Source organism: Ruegeria sp. BG7, from assembly GCF_056535685.1.
This window is the reverse complement of the sequence record NZ_JBQFIU010000001.1, coordinates 2,626,517-2,642,201: the sequence shown is the minus strand read 5'-3', so window position 1 is coordinate 2,642,201 and position 15,685 is coordinate 2,626,517. Positions and strand designations below refer to the sequence as shown.

13 protein-coding genes are annotated in these 15,685 nt (G+C 56.9%); 4 read left to right on the top strand and 9 right to left on the bottom strand.

Annotated features, from left to right (window positions below; translation table 11 throughout):
* Positions 1 to 15 precede the first annotated feature (15 nt).
* Together ACR3EH_RS13120 and fnrL are read right to left on the bottom strand one after the other, a co-directional pair.
* Entirely contained in the window at positions 16 to 270 is a 255-nt protein-coding gene (locus ACR3EH_RS13120) for a GlsB/YeaQ/YmgE family stress response membrane protein (RefSeq protein ID WP_171095978.1), read from the bottom strand.
* Positions 271 to 342: 72 nt separating this feature from the next.
* Positions 343 to 1,086, bottom strand: coding sequence for a transcriptional regulator FnrL (fnrL, locus tag ACR3EH_RS13115; RefSeq protein WP_171095976.1), 744 nt, complete (start codon positions 1,084 to 1,086; stop codon positions 343 to 345).
* A 61-nt stretch (positions 1,087 to 1,147) separates the two neighbouring features.
* Between fnrL and hemN the strand changes: the two genes are divergently transcribed.
* Both hemN and ACR3EH_RS13105 read left to right on the top strand, forming a co-directional pair.
* Entirely contained in the window at positions 1,148 to 2,503 is a 1,356-nt protein-coding gene (hemN, locus tag ACR3EH_RS13110) for an oxygen-independent coproporphyrinogen III oxidase (protein ID WP_171676430.1), read from the top strand.
* Between the two features lie 211 nt (positions 2,504 to 2,714).
* Positions 2,715 to 4,643: an elongation factor G gene (locus ACR3EH_RS13105; RefSeq protein WP_171188727.1), complete on the top strand. Its 1,929-nt coding sequence runs from the start codon at positions 2,715 to 2,717 to the stop codon at positions 4,641 to 4,643.
* Positions 4,644 to 4,667: 24 nt separating this feature from the next.
* Here ACR3EH_RS13105 and ACR3EH_RS13100 read toward each other — a convergent pair whose 3' ends face one another.
* The 5 genes from ACR3EH_RS13100 to ACR3EH_RS13080 all read right to left on the bottom strand — a co-directional run bounded on the left by ACR3EH_RS13100 (position 4,668) and on the right by ACR3EH_RS13080 (position 11,029).
* Entirely contained in the window at positions 4,668 to 6,245 is a 1,578-nt protein-coding gene (locus ACR3EH_RS13100; RefSeq protein ID WP_171188725.1) for an ABC transporter ATP-binding protein, read from the bottom strand.
* The gene (locus ACR3EH_RS13095; RefSeq protein WP_171095968.1) at positions 6,242 to 7,348 is read right to left on the bottom strand and encodes an ABC transporter permease; all 1,107 of its coding nucleotides are present in this window, start codon (positions 7,346 to 7,348) and stop codon (positions 6,242 to 6,244) included. Before ACR3EH_RS13095 ends, ACR3EH_RS13100 begins: the two co-directional genes overlap by 4 nt.
* Entirely contained in the window at positions 7,349 to 8,437 is a 1,089-nt protein-coding gene (locus ACR3EH_RS13090; RefSeq protein WP_171188723.1) for a microcin C ABC transporter permease YejB, read from the bottom strand.
* A 1-nt stretch (position 8,438) separates the two neighbouring features.
* Entirely contained in the window at positions 8,439 to 10,346 is a 1,908-nt protein-coding gene (locus ACR3EH_RS13085) for an extracellular solute-binding protein (protein ID WP_253762168.1), read from the bottom strand.
* 170 nt (positions 10,347 to 10,516) lie between these two features.
* Positions 10,517 to 11,029 (bottom strand): c-type cytochrome, encoded by a 513-nt coding sequence (locus ACR3EH_RS13080; RefSeq protein WP_171096040.1) that lies wholly within the window; start codon positions 11,027 to 11,029, stop codon positions 10,517 to 10,519.
* Between the two features lie 120 nt (positions 11,030 to 11,149).
* On the opposite strand from ACR3EH_RS13080, the gene ACR3EH_RS13075 reads away from it, so the two are divergent.
* The gene (locus tag ACR3EH_RS13075; RefSeq protein WP_171188721.1) at positions 11,150 to 11,983 is read left to right on the top strand and encodes a prephenate dehydratase; all 834 of its coding nucleotides are present in this window, start codon (positions 11,150 to 11,152) and stop codon (positions 11,981 to 11,983) included.
* A gap of 154 nt (positions 11,984 to 12,137) precedes the next feature.
* On the opposite strand, the gene ACR3EH_RS13070 is transcribed toward ACR3EH_RS13075, so the two are convergent.
* Positions 12,138 to 12,605: an SRPBCC family protein gene (locus ACR3EH_RS13070; RefSeq protein WP_171188719.1), complete on the bottom strand. Its 468-nt coding sequence runs from the start codon at positions 12,603 to 12,605 to the stop codon at positions 12,138 to 12,140.
* 37 nt (positions 12,606 to 12,642) lie between these two features.
* Positions 12,643 to 13,626 carry an NAD(+) diphosphatase gene (gene nudC, locus ACR3EH_RS13065; protein WP_171188717.1) on the bottom strand — a complete coding sequence of 328 codons (984 nt, stop codon included), beginning with the start codon at positions 13,624 to 13,626 and terminating at the stop codon, positions 12,643 to 12,645.
* 183 nt (positions 13,627 to 13,809) lie between these two features.
* Between nudC and ACR3EH_RS13060 the strand changes: the two genes are divergently transcribed.
* A complete protein-coding gene (locus tag ACR3EH_RS13060; protein ID WP_371810742.1) occupies positions 13,810 to 15,678 on the top strand; it encodes a bifunctional 2',3'-cyclic-nucleotide 2'-phosphodiesterase/3'-nucleotidase in 1,869 nt (622 codons plus the stop codon).
* The last annotated feature ends 7 nt before the right edge of the window (positions 15,679 to 15,685 follow it).

The window sequence follows — 15,685 nt, the reverse complement described above, 5'->3', positions numbered from 1 at the left end:
AAACGGCGGCTTTTTTCATGCTTTGCGGATAAGGCCGATCACGAACAGCAAAATCACGGCCCCAACGGTCGCAAAGAAGATCGATGAAAAGAACCCTCCGCCCACCGAAAAGCCAAGCGCCGGGAAAATCATGCCCGCCAAAAACGCCCCGACGATTCCAACGATGATGTTACCCACAAGGCCAAATCCACGGCCTTCCATGATCTTGCCTGACAGCCACCCGGCGATCGCGCCGATGAAAAGCATTGCCAAGACACTGCCGAAAACCATGCTAAGCTCCTGAGTTGTTTCTAGCCGCAGTCCAAAGACTGCGGCCACTGTATTGCAGCACAAAAACCGGGATCAGACCAAAAAGCCACCGTCCGAATCGTCACCGGCCTCTTCCATCAGACGGCCCATGTCGGGAATGGTCACGTGGCGCTTACCTTCCAGCGTGATCACGCCTTCCTTTTTCAAGGCCGAGATCTGGCGGCTGACAGTTTCAAGCGTCAGACCCAGGTAATCCGCCATGGCTTCGCGTGTCAGGGGAAGGTCAAACACAATCGGTCCCGCCAGACCTTTCTGACTGATCGACGCATCCCTGCGTGCGATGATCGACAATAGGCTCGCGATCTTTTCCCGTGCAGTCTTGCGTCCAAGCACCAGCATCCATTCGCGGGCAGCGTCAAGCTCGTCCAGAGTCATCTGCAACAGACGATGCGCAATATGCGGTGTCGTCGCCATCAATTCTTCGAAGGGCTTCTTGCGGAAGCAGCACATGACGACATCCGTGGTCGCCTGCACATCGTAGGGCGCAGCCTCACGCCCGGGTCGGCCGACAAAGTCACTGGGCAACAGCAAACCCACCATCTGTGTACGCCCGTCTTCCATAGTCTGTGTCAATGACGCGATCCCGGCCACGACCGAGCCTACAAAATTCATCTGGTCGCCGGACCAGATGATCGTTTGTCCCGCCTCGAAGCTGCGGTAATACTTAATGCTTTCAAGCTCTTCCAGCTCATCGGCATCGCAACGGGCGCAGACTGCTCGGTGTCGAATCGGGCAGTCTTCGCAATTGGAATGATCAAACTGTGCTTTTACTGTCATGCGCGTTCCTACTTGATCTCCATCAAAGCAGCCAAGTTGTCGGTGCCATAAGGGTATCGCCATGATAGTGAAACCACAATTGGCAAAGCTTGGACTTTTTGACGCGAAAGTACCGCGTTACACAAGCTACCCCACCGCCCCCCACTTTAGCAATGATGTGGGAGCAGACATGTTTGGCGACTGGATTTCGGGGATCAAACCCGGCAGTGCCATTTCCCTGTACATCCATGTTCCGTTCTGCCGCAGGCTGTGTTGGTTCTGTGCCTGCCGAACACAAGGAACCCAAACCGACAACCCGGTTATTGCCTATGTGGACGTTCTGAAGGCCGAGTTGGACCTGCTTGCAGCCCGCCTGCCCGAAGGCGTGGTGCTGTCGCGCCTGCATTGGGGTGGCGGCACGCCGACCTTGCTGAACGCGCAGCTGATGCGCGAATTGGCGCAGCATATTCTGGGTATCGTACCCATGGGATCTGATGCCGAATTTTCGGTCGAGATTGATCCCAACGAAATTGATGAAGCCCGTCTGGATGCGTTGGCGGACGCAGGTATGAACCGTGCCTCGATCGGGGTGCAGGATTTCGACAACGAAATTCAGAAAACCATCGGTCGTATTCAAAGCTACGACACCACCCGCGACGCCATCGACATGATCCGTGAACGTGGCATCACCAGTTTGAACGCAGATATCCTTTATGGCCTGCCGCATCAGACAAAGGCCCGGATGACCGAAAGCGTGCAGAAGCTTCTTTCGCTCAGCCCGGATCGCGTGGCTTTGTATGGCTACGCGCATGTGCCCTGGATGGCGAAGCGCCAACAGATGATCCCTTCCGACGCGCTACCCACGCCGGAACAACGGCTCGAGCTGTTCGATACCGCCCGTCGTCTGTTCCTGTGGGACAACTACGCCGAAATTGGCATCGACCATTTCGCTACACAGGATGACGGGCTGACCCATGCCTTGCGCGCGGGGCGCTTGAAGCGGAACTTCCAGGGATACACCGACGATCAGGCAGACGTTCTGATCGGGGTCGGGGCCAGTTCGATCTCGCGCTTTCCGCAAGGCTATGCGCAGAACGCCTCGGCCACCTCGGCGCACACAAAAGCCGTCCGTGACGGACAGTTTTCAACAGCCCGTGGACATCTGTTCAAAGGCCAGGACATTCTGCGCGCACGTCTGATCGAAGCGCTGATGTGTGATTTCCAGATCAACAGCGCTGAAATCCTGCGCGACCACGACGTCTCGGCCGCCACGCTGAATGATATGTATCACTCCGCCAACGCCGATTTCGACGGGCTTCTGCGGATCACTGATGACGGGCTTTTCATCCCGCCCGAAGCGCGCGCGTTAACCCGGATGATCGCCCGCAGTTTTGACGTGTATGACCTGAGCAAAGCCGGGCACAGCTCGGCAATCTGACCTCTTCGCTGCGGGCAATTTCTGGCCCGCAGACCACAAAACGCAACGGGGGCTTGACGCACGCCTGCGGTTTTTCCCACACTCGTGCTGTGGGGTGAAGTTTCGCCCTGCACCCTGAGGCGGGCAAAATACAGACAGTCCTTGCCGACGCAAATGCGGCGGATGCCCCTTTCGTGCAGCCATTCTGCAACCTGAAAGAGGGACAACACTCATGCGCGTCTTCACCGTCCTCGGGCCCAGCCAATCGGGCAAATCTACCCTGGTCGAGGCCATCAGCCGCCTCGACGGGCGCCCCACAACATTCGATGTTTCCGGAACCGTGCATTTGCACGGTTTTTCTTACCTGGACGAGCCCTGGTGCGCGATCGACGTGGATGGCGGCGGTGATGCACTGGCCTATGTCGGGCCTGCAATGGCCATATCGGACGCCGCCGTGGTGGTCGTGCCACCCGACCCGAATGCCGCTGTTCTATGCGCGCCCTACCTGCGACTGGTCGAAGAAGCGGGCATCCCCTGTTTCCTTTTCATCAACCGGATGGACAATCCCAATGGCCGCATCCGCGACATCATCGCGGCCCTGCAAACATATTGCACCCATCATATCGCCTTGCGTCAGGTTCCGATCCGCGAAGGAGACACGATCATCGGCGCGGTCGATCTGATCTCGGAACGGGCCTGGAAATATCAGGAAGGCCAACCCTCGGCCCTGATCGAACTGCCGCAATCCGTGGAAGATCGAGAGCAGGAAGCACGAACCGAGTTGCTGGAAACCCTGTCCGATTTCGATGACCATCTGTTGGAACAGCTGATCGAGGACAAACAGCCGCCAAATGACGAAGTGTATGATCTTGCCGCGCAGGTCCTGCAAAATCACCAGTTGATCCCCGCGTGCTTGGGTGCAGCGAGCCATGGCAACGGGCTGACTCGCCTGATGAAAGCACTGCGACACGAAGCGCCTGAATTTGATATCGCCGCAGGACGCGACGAGGCTGCAGACAGCGCCCGCGCAATTGCCGGCTTTGCAGATGTCAAAAAGCACATCGGAAAGATTGTCGTTCTGCGCGGCCTTGGGGACGGTGTACAAGCGCACGAGGCGTTGGGCGGTGAAACCGTAGGAAACCTGACAACGCTGGATGCCAAAACCCAAATCGCGACACTGGAGGCCGGGCAGATTGGGCTGGCGGTGAAATCCGACCACCTCAACCCTGGCTATATCTACGACAGCTCTTCTGCGACAGAGCTGCCGGAATGGGCGTCCTCCCACCCGGTTGCGCATCGTCAGATCGTCTCACCCGCGCATGAGCGGGACGATGTGCGCCTGTCCAACGCCCTAAGCCGACTGGCCGAGATCGACCCCGGCCTGCACCTGCAGCAAGATGAGTTGAGCGGCCATTCGATTCTTGGATCACAAGGTCCACAGCACATGCGTCGCGTAACCGCCAAGCTGGCTGAGGATTTTGGGATCGAGATTGAAGCGGATCAGGTCGAAACCGCCTATCGCGAGACCATCCGCGCACCCGTCGAACATCGCCACCGTCATCGCAAACAATCCGGCGGGGCAGGACAGTTTGCCGATGTGGTGATTTCGGTCGCACCCCTGCCACGCGGATCGGGGTTCCAGTTCGAAGAGGTGGTTAAAGGCGGTGCAGTACCCAAGAACTATATTCCGTCGGTGGAACACGGTGCCAAGGACGCGCTGGAACAAGGCCCCGAGGGATTTCCGGTTGTGGACGTCAAAGTGACCCTCAGCGACGGCAAACACCATAATGTGGACAGTTCGGACTATGCGTTCCGCACCGCAGGCAAAAACGCGGTACGCGAAGCGCTGCCTCAGGCCAAACCGGTGGTTCTGCAACCGATTCTGACCGCAGAGATTCACCTGCCATCGGACTTTGTTGGCGATCTCGTGCCGACGATCAGTTCGCTGCAAGGGCAAGTTCTGGGATTTGAGGGCAACCCAAATGCGTCGGGATGGGAGATCTTCAACGCCCAGATCCCCGCCGTGACCGAGGATGAACTGCATCGCACTCTTGCCAGTGCCACGCGCGGAACCGGGTGGGTCAAGTTGACCTTTGATCACTACGAAGAACTGCGCGGGCCAGTGCCGAAAGCGGCGACCAAAGAGAAGGCAAGCGCTTGATAGGCTGAGAAAGGCGGGCTGATCTCAGCCCGCCGCTGCAATCAGCTCGCGGGTATAGTCGGTCTGGGCGTTTTCGAACAAAGCCTCGGCCGCACCCATTTCCACCACATCCCCATTCCGCATAACGATCACGTTGTGCGACATCGCCCGTACGACTTTCAGGTCGTGGCTGATGAACAGATAGGCCAACCCGTATTTCTTCTGCAGATCGCGCAGCAGATCAACGATCTGAACCTGCACCGTCATGTCCAGCGCGCTGGTCGGCTCGTCCAGTACCAGCAGTTTGGGCCGCAAAACCATCGCACGCGCAATTGCGATACGCTGGCGCTGTCCGCCTGAGAACTCGTGCGGATACCGGTCCATCGCCGCAGGATCCAGCCCCACTTCGGTCATCACCTCAGCAACCAGCTCACGCGGGGCGCGGTGAGGGTCAATGTTGTGAATGGCCAGACCTTCCGCAATGATCTGCTGACAGGTCATGCGTGGGCTGAGGCTGCCGAACGGGTCTTGAAACACGATCTGCATATCCTTGCGCAACCTGCGCAATTCGCGGGTAGACCATCTTCGCACATCCTGATCGCGGAAGGTTATGCCGCCCTCGGACGCAATGAGGCGCATGATCGCAAGCGCCAGCGTGGTCTTGCCAGAGCCGCTTTCGCCGACGATTCCCAAAGTCTCACCTGCGCGCACGCTAAACGTGGCGTCATTCACAGCCTTCACATAGCCAACGGTACGCTTCAGAAATCCGCGCTGGATTGGGAACCAGACCTTCAGGTGATCGGTGCGCGCGACCTCTTCCGCGTCTGAGGCAACCGGTTCGGGCTGACCCGAAGGTTCCGCGGCCAAGAGTTTCCGGGTATAGGGATGCTGTGGGTTGTCAAAGATGTCCTGCGTGACACCGGTTTCGACAATCTCACCATCCTTCATCACACAAACACGGTCGGCAATCCGGCGTACGATTCCCAGATCGTGGGTGATGAACAGCATCCCCATATTCTCGGATTTCTGCAATTCGGCCAACAACTCGAGTATCTGCGCCTGAATGGTCACGTCCAACGCCGTTGTCGGTTCGTCGGCTATCAGGATGTCCGGCTTGTTGGCCAGCGCCATTGCGATCATCACCCGCTGCCGTTGCCCACCAGACAACTGGTGCGGATAACTGTCCAACCTGTCTTCGGGGTCGCGGATACCAACCTTGGTCAGCAGCTCCAAAATCCGACCTCGAGCCGCGTCGCCGGTCACACCCTGATGCAGCGCCAGCGATTCCGCCATTTGCTTCTGAATCGTGTGCAGCGGGTTCAGCGAGGTCATCGGCTCCTGAAAGATGAAGCTGATGTCATTGCCACGGACATCCATAAGATGCTGCTCGGACGCACCGATCATCTCTTGCCCATCATAGGTCACCGATCCTTCGACCAGTGCACTGTCACCCAGCAGTGACACCGTCGACAAAGCCGTTACGGATTTGCCTGAGCCGGATTCGCCCACCAATGCAACGGTTTCACCCCGATCTACTGTGAAGGAAACGCCTTTGACTGCGGCACTGACCTGACCGTCCTGCCGAAACGAGACCTTGAGGTTGTTCACATCCAGCAAGCTCATGAGAAGGTCTTTCTAGGATCAAACGCATCCCGCACGCCTTCGAAAATGAAGACCAGCAGCGACAGCATGATGGCAAAGGTGAAAAAGGCAGTGAAAGCCAGCCACGGGGCTTGCAGGTTCTGTTTTGCCTGCAAGGTCAGCTCTCCCAAAGACGGTGCCGAAGACGGCAAACCAAAGCCCAGATAATCCAACGAGGCCAGGCCGCCGATGGTTCCTGTGACAATGAATGGCATGAACGTCAGAGTGGCCACCATTGCATTGGGCAGCATATGGCGGAACATGATGGTCATGTTGCCGACGCCCAGCGCCCGTGCAGCGCGCACATATTCAAGGTTCCGCGCCCGCAGAAACTCGGCGCGCACCACGCCGACCAATCCGGTCCAACTGAACAAGATCATCAACGCAACCAACAGCCAGAAACTTCGGCCCAGGACAGCGAACATGATGATGATCACATATAACGAAGGCGTCGCTGACCAGATCTCGATGATCCGCTGAAATATCAGATCCAGCCAACCGCCGAAAAACCCTTGAATGGCACCAGCAAAAATGCCGATCAGGCTGGCGGCACCGGTCACAAGCAGTGTGAACAGGATCGACAAGCGGAAACCATATATCACCCGAGCCAACACGTCGCGTTTGGTGTCATCCGTGCCCAGCAAGTTCTGACCGTTGGGCGGTAGGGGCGCGGCCCCAGGTCGATCTACCGATGTGTTGAAGGAGTATGGGATCAACGGCCAAAGCGCCCAGCCGCGCTCGAACCCTTCCGCCTGGAAAGTCCCGGCGTCGATTTGTTCAATGATGCCTTCGGGATCGTCGAAACACTCTTCCAGTCCGCCGCTATCGATCAAGCATTGAACCTCGGGATCGCGATAAATGGCTTCCGTCTGGAAGTCCCCACCAAATTCGGTTTCTGCATAGAAATTGAAGATGGGCGTATAGAAATCACCCCGGTACTTCACGAGGATGGGTTTGTCATTTGCGATGAACTCGGCGCACAAGGACAGGCCAAACAGAACCGAGAATATGATGAGCGACCAGAACGCGCGCCTGTTGCGGCAGAAGTTGCTCCAGCGGCGCTGATTCAGAGGAGAGAGTGCCATTTACCCCTCCCGCTTTTCGAAGTCGATGCGCGGATCGACCAACACATACATCAGATCGCTGATGATCCCCACAACCAGCCCCATCAGGCCGAAGATGAACAAGGTGCCAAAAATCACCGGGTAGTCCCGCGCCACGGCAGCCTCGAACCCCAGACGGCCCAGACCGTCCAGCGAAAAGATGGTCTCGATAATGATCGAACCACCGAAGAACACGCCTATAAACACCGCCGGAAAACCGGCAATCACGATCAGCATCGCGTTTCTAAAGACATGGCCATAAAGAACTTTGCGTTCGCTCAGTCCTTTGGCACGGGCCGTCATGACATATTGCTTTTTGATTTCATCCAGAAACGAGTTCTTGGTCAGAAGCGTCAGCGTCGCAAAGGCCGAGATCGTGAGCGCAATTGTCGGCAACGCAATATGCCAGAAATAATCCGCAATCTTGCCGAAGAGGCTGAGGCTCTCCCAGTTGTCGGAGGTCAATCCGCGCAGCGGGAAGATCTGCCAGTAAGACCCACCCGCGAACAGCACCAGCAGGAGGATCGCAAACAGAAAGCCCGGGATCGCATAGGCCACGATGATCGCCCCGCTGGTCCAGGTATCGAACTGTGATCCATCTTTTATCGCTTTGCGGATGCCCAGTGGAATAGAAACCAGATAAGCAATCAGGGTCGACCACAAACCAAGCGAAATTGAGACCGGCATCTTTTCAAGCACCAGATCAATTACGCTGATCGAACGGAAATAGCTCTGCCCGAAATCCAGGGTCAGATAGTTGCCCATCATAATCAGAAAACGTTCCAGAGGCGGTTTGTCGAATCCGAATTCTTTTTCCAGCTCAGCAATGAACTCGGGCGGCAGGCCGCGTGCGCCGATATAGTCGTTGTCCCCAGCAGGCCCCGAGGTGTCCGCGCCGGCTTCACCGCCTCCAGCAAATCCCGAGAACACGTCGCCCTGCCCCTGAGCCTGCGCAACAATTTGTTCGATTGGTCCGCCCGGCACAAATTGCACCAGAACAAAGTTTACAACCATGATGCCAAGCAGGGTCGGGATGACCAGCAGCAGACGTCGAAGAATGTAGGCGCCCATTTTATTGCAAAGCGCCTTCCGCTTTCAAAGCCGCTGCTTTTTCCGGGTTGTACCACCAGATCGACAGTTCACCCAACCCGCTGGGCGGCGGGTTGTCTGTGTAGGGCCGCTCGTACATGTCAAAATATGCGATGTTGTGCACCGGCTTGTACCATTGCGGTATCCAGATGTGTTTGGCCCGTAGGACGCGGTCCAACGCCCGGACCGCAGCATTCAGGTCTTCGCGGGTGGTGGCCGCTTCGATATTCTGGATCAGCTGGTCTACGGCTTCGTCCTTCAGACCAGCAATATTGTTCGACCCTTCTATGTCAGCTGAGTCTGACCCGAAAATACCGCGCAACTCGGTTCCAGGTGTCTGGGACATGGCATAACGCTGAACAACCACATCGTATTCGAACTTTTTCTGGCGTTGAGTGGCCTGAGCCGCGTCAACACGTTGCGCCGTGGCATCGATACCCAAACGTTCCAGGTTGTCGACGAACGGCAGGATGATCCGGTCAAAGGACGGGCTGTCGTTCAAAAACTCAACGCTCAGCACTTCGCCGTCCGCATTGCGGCGTTTCCCATCGTCACCTACGGCCCATCCGGCCTCGTCCAACAGCTTTGACGCACGACGTAAGGCACGACGATCACCGGCATTGGCCGGGTTGGACTCGGCGGGTGCAAAAGCGGGATCCGTGAAAACGCTGTCTGGCACCTGCCCACGCAGAGGTTCAAGCAGTTCAAGTTCTTTTTCAGTGGGCATCCCTTCGGCCTGCATGCCCGAGTTTTCCCAGAAACTATCTGTCCGAGTGTAAAGCCCGTGGAAAAGACTTTGGTTCGACCATTCGAAGTTGAAGGCCAGACCTATCGCCTCACGCACACGTGGGTCGCTGAATTTTTCGCGCCGCAGGTTGAACCAGAACCCTTGGGTGCCTGCTGGTCGACCGTCTGGCAAGGTTTCGACTTTCACCCAGCCTTTGTCGATCGCAGGAAAATCATACCCCGTTGCCCATAGGCGCGAAAGGAACTCCTCGCGATAGGTGTATGCACCTGCTTTGAAGGCCTCAAACGCGGTCGTGTAGTCTGCGAAATACTCGACCTTGATACGGTCGAAGTTATTTTGTCCGACGTTCACCGGCAAGTCCTTGGCCCAATAGTCATCACGCCGCTTATATGTGATTGACCGTCCCGGCTCGACACTTTCAAGCTCATAGGCACCAGATCCCATTGGTGCTTCAAGGCTTGTTTCTTCAAAATCAACAGTTTCGTAGTAAGCCTTTGACAGGATCGGCAGACCCGCGGCGGTCAGATAGGCTTCGCGCAAGGCACCGTCGGGTTTGAAGGTGAACTTGACTTTGTGGGTATCCAATACCTCAGCGCCTACAAAATCCTTGAACAGCAATTTGTAAGACGGGCGTCCCTTGTCGCGCAGAGTTTCAAACGTAAACACGACGTCTTCGGCAGTCAGTGGCGAGCCATCTCGAAACCGGGCTTCGGGGCGCATGTTGAAAATCACCCACTCTCTGCTTTCGGGGTATTCTGCGGTTTCCGCAACAGATCCGTACATCGCGTCTGGCTCATCCAGGCTGCCACTCATCAGAGTATCGTAAAAAACGGAAGCAAGCGCGCCGGGGTTACCCTTGAGAATAAAGGGCGTAAGGCTGTCAAACGTCCCAAAGGCCCAGGTCGAAATCTCGCCCCCTTTGGGTGCATCAGGATTCACATAGTCGAAATGAGTGAAATCCGGGCCGTATTTCAGATCACCGAAAACAGACAGGCCATGGCTGACCGTCACTGTATCATCGTCGGGCAATCCGGTTGCAAACGCCAATCCGGCAGAACTGGCGATGACCGCAGCCGAAATGCATATCGCCGCAGCCCAGGGCCGTAATTTAAGATCACGCGCAGCGGGCATCAGGGATTTCATGTGGCTCGTCCTCTCGGTCAGTGTCTTCACCAATGTCGTAACCGCTAGCTAAAGTGCCAACGCTAACAGTTTCAAGTTTAGAATGCGTGAGCGCTTTGTGAAGTTTCCTTCAGACAAAAAAAGCCGCTGCACAGGGCAGCGGCCTTGGAAATCTTTGATCTGACGGGCAATCAGTTGCCGATTGTCTGCAGGTAAGCAATCACATCTGCGCGATCCTGCGGCTTTTTCAGACCCGCAAAGCTCATCGATGTGCCCGAGATGTAGGCGCTTGGGCGTTCCAGGAAGGCATCCAGAGCTTCAGGCGTCCAGTTGCCGCCATGCGCCTGCATGCTGGCCGAGTAGCCTGTAAAGCCTTTAGCCGACGCAACAGGACGGTCCACAACAGCGTACAGGTACGGGCCAGTACCGTTTGCGCCGTCTTCCAGCTTGTGGCAGGCAGTGCATTTGCGGAACACTCTTGCACCTTTTTCGACGTCAGCGGCGGCCAGCAGGTCTTCAAAGACCACTTCTTCACCATCAGCGCTTTCGCCCGAGCTTTCGGTTTCGATAATGTAGGCGGCCTCAGCGTGGCCATGGCCACCGGAAGAATAGAGGACATCCGCCCCCCATTTGGCCAGAAGCAGCACCAGGAAAGTGCCGAACAGGCCTGCGGCGGCCTTGGTAACTGTCATCGTGTCGAACATTGATCGCGAGTCCATTTCAGCTGTCTGGGCTGCTGTCTAAGGCTTCCCCTTGCGAGAGGCAAGGTATAGACACCGCGACGAAACGACCAAATCGCGAACTTGTTGCATGGAATCGACCAAATGACCAATCGCATCGCATTTCAGGGCGAACCAGGCGCCTATAGCCACGAAGCATGTCGGAACGCACGGCCCGAAATGGAGGCCCTGCCTTGCCGGACTTTCGAAGATGTGATCGAATCGGTTCGTTCAGGTGCGGCGGATCTGGCGATGCTGCCGGTCGAAAACACGACCTACGGACGAGTCGCCGATATTCACCGGCTGTTGCCTCATAGCGGCTTGCATATCATCGACGAAGCATTTGTGCGGGTACATATAAACCTGTTGGGCGTCCCCGGCGCAAAACTGGAAGACATTACCGAGGCACATTCCCATCTGGTGCTGCTGCCGCAATGCGCAGGATTTCTGAAACAGCACAACATTCGCGGACGTGTCAGCCCCGACAACGCACGCGCGGCGCGCGAAGTGGCTGAGGTGGGCGACCTGCACTCTGCGGCGCTGGCCAGTGAGTTGGCTGGTGAGATCTACAACCTGAATGTGCTGGCCCGCCACATTGAGGACAGCGACGACAACACGACCCGTTTCCTTGTGATGTCTCGACAGGCCGACCTGGCGCGTCGCGGAGAACATGGAATGATCACCAGCTTTGTGTTTCAGGTCCGCAACATCCCTGCGGCGCTGTACAAGGCGATGGGCGGCTTTGCCACCAACGGCATCAACATGACCAAGCTGGAAAGCTACATGGTTGACGGGTCGTTCACTGCGACGCAGTTTTATGCAGATATCGTTGGTCATCCGGATGACCGGAACGTTCGGTTGGCCATGGACGAGTTGGAACACTTCACAACCAATGTGGAAATCCTGGGCGTCTATCCGGCAGCGCAGCCCCGCGGATAGGCTACTCTTCCTTAGGTTGGGCGAACTCAGATTGGCGCAGGTTGCTGCGCCTAGCCACGTAGCAAGCGATCATCTCGCTAATGCGTTTGGGTGTTCGACTTGGCAACCTGCCTCTTCTGCTCAATCGCGTTGTGAAACAGCGCACCGGCGTTTTCTAGGCACCGTGCAGATGCCGCTGCTCCAACTCGCGCGCAAACTCACTCAGCCGGGATTGCAATTGTTTGCGGAATCGGGACTGACCCAGTTTCACCGATTGCAACAACAGACGTGCAGGCAGGGTTTTGGCCGCCAGTGACATCTCAAGGCTCAGGCGCGTTCTGCGCGGCGACAGGGCCAGAAAATCAACACTGGTCAGACCGGTCATGCCCTTGCTGGAGGCTTCAAATCGCATTTGCGAAGGTCGGTCAAAATCCGTCATCACCACCGACATTTGGCGCAGCTTGCCCCGCAGCTTGAACTCTGTCTGCCACTCAGTCCCGGTAACAAAGACCGCTTCGGACCCCAAGCGCCGTACGTCGATTCCCCGGCGCATGGCCATACGTTCGAACCGTCCGAAATCCGACACCATGTCGAACACTGCGTTAATGGGGGCTTCGATATCCTCACGGGCTGAAAACTGCATGATACCCTTTGATGTTTATGGCCGCGCCAATATTTCGTCAGTCCAGCGTATCCGCAAGCCAGTTCTCAAGCAGAAAATGTGCAATTGCACCCTTGCGGGCGGGCAAAAGGCTTGGATGATCACCGGCAAATGCCTGCATCATCTCGGATTTGCTGACCCACATCGCCTCTTCAATCTCAACGGGATCAATCACGATGTCATGCGCCAGTGCCTCGCCCGCGCAGCCAAACATCAGCGAAGCCGGGAATGGCCAGGGTTGACTGGACAGATAGGATACGTCTCCGACCGGAACGCCCGCCTCTTCCATCACCTCGCGGCGCACCGCAGCTTCCAGCGTTTCTCCGGGTTCGACAAATCCCGCCAATAGCGAAAACATACCCTCGGGCCAGCCCGGAGACCGGCCCATCAGCACGCTGTCACCATATGTGATCAGCATGATCACAACCGGGTCGGTGCGCGGGAAATGTTGCCCGCCGCATGACGGGCAACTGCGTTGCCACCCGCCCTGAGACATCTCGCTGGCAGCCCCACAGCGTGCGCAAAACCGATGCGTTTCGTGCCAGCCGATAACGGCTTTGGCCGTTGCCGCCAATTCGGCATCGCGCGGCGAAAGTCGCGTCATGATCCGACGCAATTCAGCAAACACGTATCCCTCTGGCAAATCCGGGTGCTGCTGCTCGGATTTGTCCACGAACTCTCCCAGACCGGTCAGGTCCAGACCTTCTGCGGTCCAGGCCGAGATATCCACCGCGAACAATGGCGTGTCTTCAGCGGAAAGGCCCAAAAAAACAGGAGCCTCAATGACCCCGCCTGGTCCCGCGCTGACCAGCGAGTGCGTCATTGGAAGCAGAGCAAGCTGATCCAGCCCTTGGCCCGTAACCAGAACTTTACCGCGCCAGATCATCATGCACGCCGCCGCCGGGTGGCTTTGCGCCGCCGTCAACGTTTCGGCATTTCCGCGCATATGGGCCGCCCGATCCAGACCCGAGCCGCCAAAGGTCACCTGCTCTGCGTTTTTCATTGGAATTCCTTTTGGTCCCTGGCACAGGGCTGCCATGTCTCAGACCGTGTTGCAATGGCAATTCAAACACGCGCAACACGCATGTCTGCCGCTGAAAAGCCGCATGGCGGCCCCGGAAAAATCATTTAGGTTACGCTTTGTAAGAATTAATCAATAACCCTATTCAAAAGCAGACCATTCAAAGTGAAGCAAAACCCTTCGACGCAGGTGCCCTCCGAAAAAAACCGTGGGCATGTGCGTATTCTGGCAACAACCGACCTGCATATGAACCTGACAGGTTTTGACTATTACACGGATACTCCTGACCCGACGCTAGGATTGACGCGCACCGCCAGCCTGATCCGCAAAGCCCGCCAAGAAGCAGGGGATGCTTTGGTTCTGTTGGTGGACAATGGGGATGCAATTCAGGGCACGCCGTTGGGCGAGTGGGCGGCCCAGAGCGACGTGCCGCATCCGGTCATGCAAGCCTTTGCGGCGCTGGAGTACGACGCCATAGGTCTCGGCAACCATGATTTTGGTTTTGGGCTGCCGGTATTGGACAATATCATCTCGCAAGCCCCTTGCCCTGTCCTGTGCAGCAACCTGCATCGATCGGGTAGCCTGCAAGCATGGCAGAGATTCGCGATACTGGACCGCACCGTGCTTTTGGGTGGCAAAGATATGCCCCTTCGCATCGGCTTGATATCCGTTCTTCCGCCTCAAACCACCCGCTGGGAAGAACATCACTTGAACGGAGAAGTCACTGCCGAGGAAATTATTTCGACGGCATGCGAACTGTCAAAACGGCTGCGCGCTGAAGGATGTGACCTTATCGTTGCTCTAGCGCATTCCGGCCTGGGCCAAAAAGAGCCGGTGGAAGGGATGGAGAATGCCATAATTCCCTTGGCCGCCATCGACGGAATCGACGCCATTGTCGCCGGGCATACGCATCTGACCCTTCCGAGTCGCACCGATACCAACGCCCAATATCTCGATCACGCAAACGGGCTGGTGCATCAGACCCCGGTTGTCATGGCCGGGTCGGCTGGATCTTATCTTGGTGTCATTGATCTTGTAGTTTCTCCGCGACCGAATGCCGGGTTCAGCATTGAAGAATGTCGCGTGGACCTGCGCCCGGTTTGCGCGAGCGGAATCGCGGTCGAGGAAGACCAGGATATGGTGCGTCTGTTCGCCGACGCCCATCGTCAGACACGCAGCGCGGTTGCCAAACCCGTCGCGCGCGTATCAGAATCCATGCACAGCTATTTCAGTTTTTGCGCACCGGATCGCGGCTTGGCTCTGGTTGCTGCTGCGCAGGCTGCCGCTTTGCGCCCTTTCCTGCACGGTTCCGCTTTGGAAGAGTTACCTCTTTTGTCAGCCGTGGCGCCTGGGAAAAGCGCTGGGCGCGCTGGCCCACGGCATTTTACAGATGTCCCGGCGGGGGAAATATGCCTGCGTCACGTTACAGACCTGTATCCGTTTCCCAATGAACTGCGCGCATTACAGATCAACGGTGCCGACGTGCTGGATTGGCTGGAAATGTCGGCAAGCGTGCTCAACCAGCTGTCACCTGATATAGAAGCGGACTTAGTAAACCCCGAACGTGCCGGTTACAATTTTGACGTCATCTTCGGCCTGTCCTATCAAATCGATCCATCGCAACCTGCGCGCTTCGACAATGACGGTCGGTTGGTCGACCCTGACAACAGGCGAATTCGCAATCTGACATTCGGTGGCCAACCTGTTCAACCTGCGCAAAGATTCGTCCTGGCCAGCAACAATTACCGCGCCAGCGGAGGCGGACATTTTCCTGCCGCCTCTGCGGCCCAACGCATCAACCTACCGCCGCTCGACATCAAAGAACTGACGCGGGATTACCTATCTCGTCGCCTTCCGCCCGATCCAATATCGCGGCACCCCTATCCGTTTACACTGACAGCTCAAACGGGCGTAAATGCCTTGCTTCGAACAGGTCCCGGTGCCCTTGAACACATGGATGAGCTGCGCATGTTCAACGCCCAAATGCTAAGTCCTGATGAAGCCGGATTCGAGCGGATCCGTCTGACGTTCTGACGGGTTG

Excerpts from the sequence above, each read along its gene's own strand:
- ACR3EH_RS13090 (WP_171188723.1), bottom strand. The coding sequence starts at position 8,437 with ATGGGCGCCTACATTCTTCGACGTCTGCTGCTGGTCATCCCGACCCTG.
- ACR3EH_RS13085 (WP_253762168.1), bottom strand. The coding sequence starts at position 10,346 with ATGAAATCCCTGATGCCCGCTGCGCGTGATCTTAAATTACGGCCCTGG.
- ACR3EH_RS13100 (WP_171188725.1), bottom strand. The coding sequence starts at position 6,245 with ATGAGCTTGCTGGATGTGAACAACCTCAAGGTCTCGTTTCGGCAGGAC.
- hemN (WP_171676430.1), top strand. The coding sequence starts at position 1,148 with ATGATAGTGAAACCACAATTGGCAAAGCTTGGACTTTTTGACGCGAAA.
- ACR3EH_RS13080 (WP_171096040.1), bottom strand. The coding sequence starts at position 11,029 with ATGTTCGACACGATGACAGTTACCAAGGCCGCCGCAGGCCTGTTCGGC.
- ACR3EH_RS13075 (WP_171188721.1), top strand. The coding sequence starts at position 11,150 with ATGACCAATCGCATCGCATTTCAGGGCGAACCAGGCGCCTATAGCCAC.
- ACR3EH_RS13105 (WP_171188727.1), top strand. The coding sequence starts at position 2,715 with ATGCGCGTCTTCACCGTCCTCGGGCCCAGCCAATCGGGCAAATCTACC.
- nudC (WP_171188717.1), bottom strand. The coding sequence starts at position 13,626 with ATGAAAAACGCAGAGCAGGTGACCTTTGGCGGCTCGGGTCTGGATCGG.
- fnrL (WP_171095976.1), bottom strand. The coding sequence starts at position 1,086 with ATGACAGTAAAAGCACAGTTTGATCATTCCAATTGCGAAGACTGCCCG.
- ACR3EH_RS13095 (WP_171095968.1), bottom strand. The coding sequence starts at position 7,348 with ATGGCACTCTCTCCTCTGAATCAGCGCCGCTGGAGCAACTTCTGCCGC.
- ACR3EH_RS13070 (WP_171188719.1), bottom strand. The coding sequence starts at position 12,605 with ATGCAGTTTTCAGCCCGTGAGGATATCGAAGCCCCCATTAACGCAGTG.
- ACR3EH_RS13120 (WP_171095978.1), bottom strand. The coding sequence starts at position 270 with ATGGTTTTCGGCAGTGTCTTGGCAATGCTTTTCATCGGCGCGATCGCC.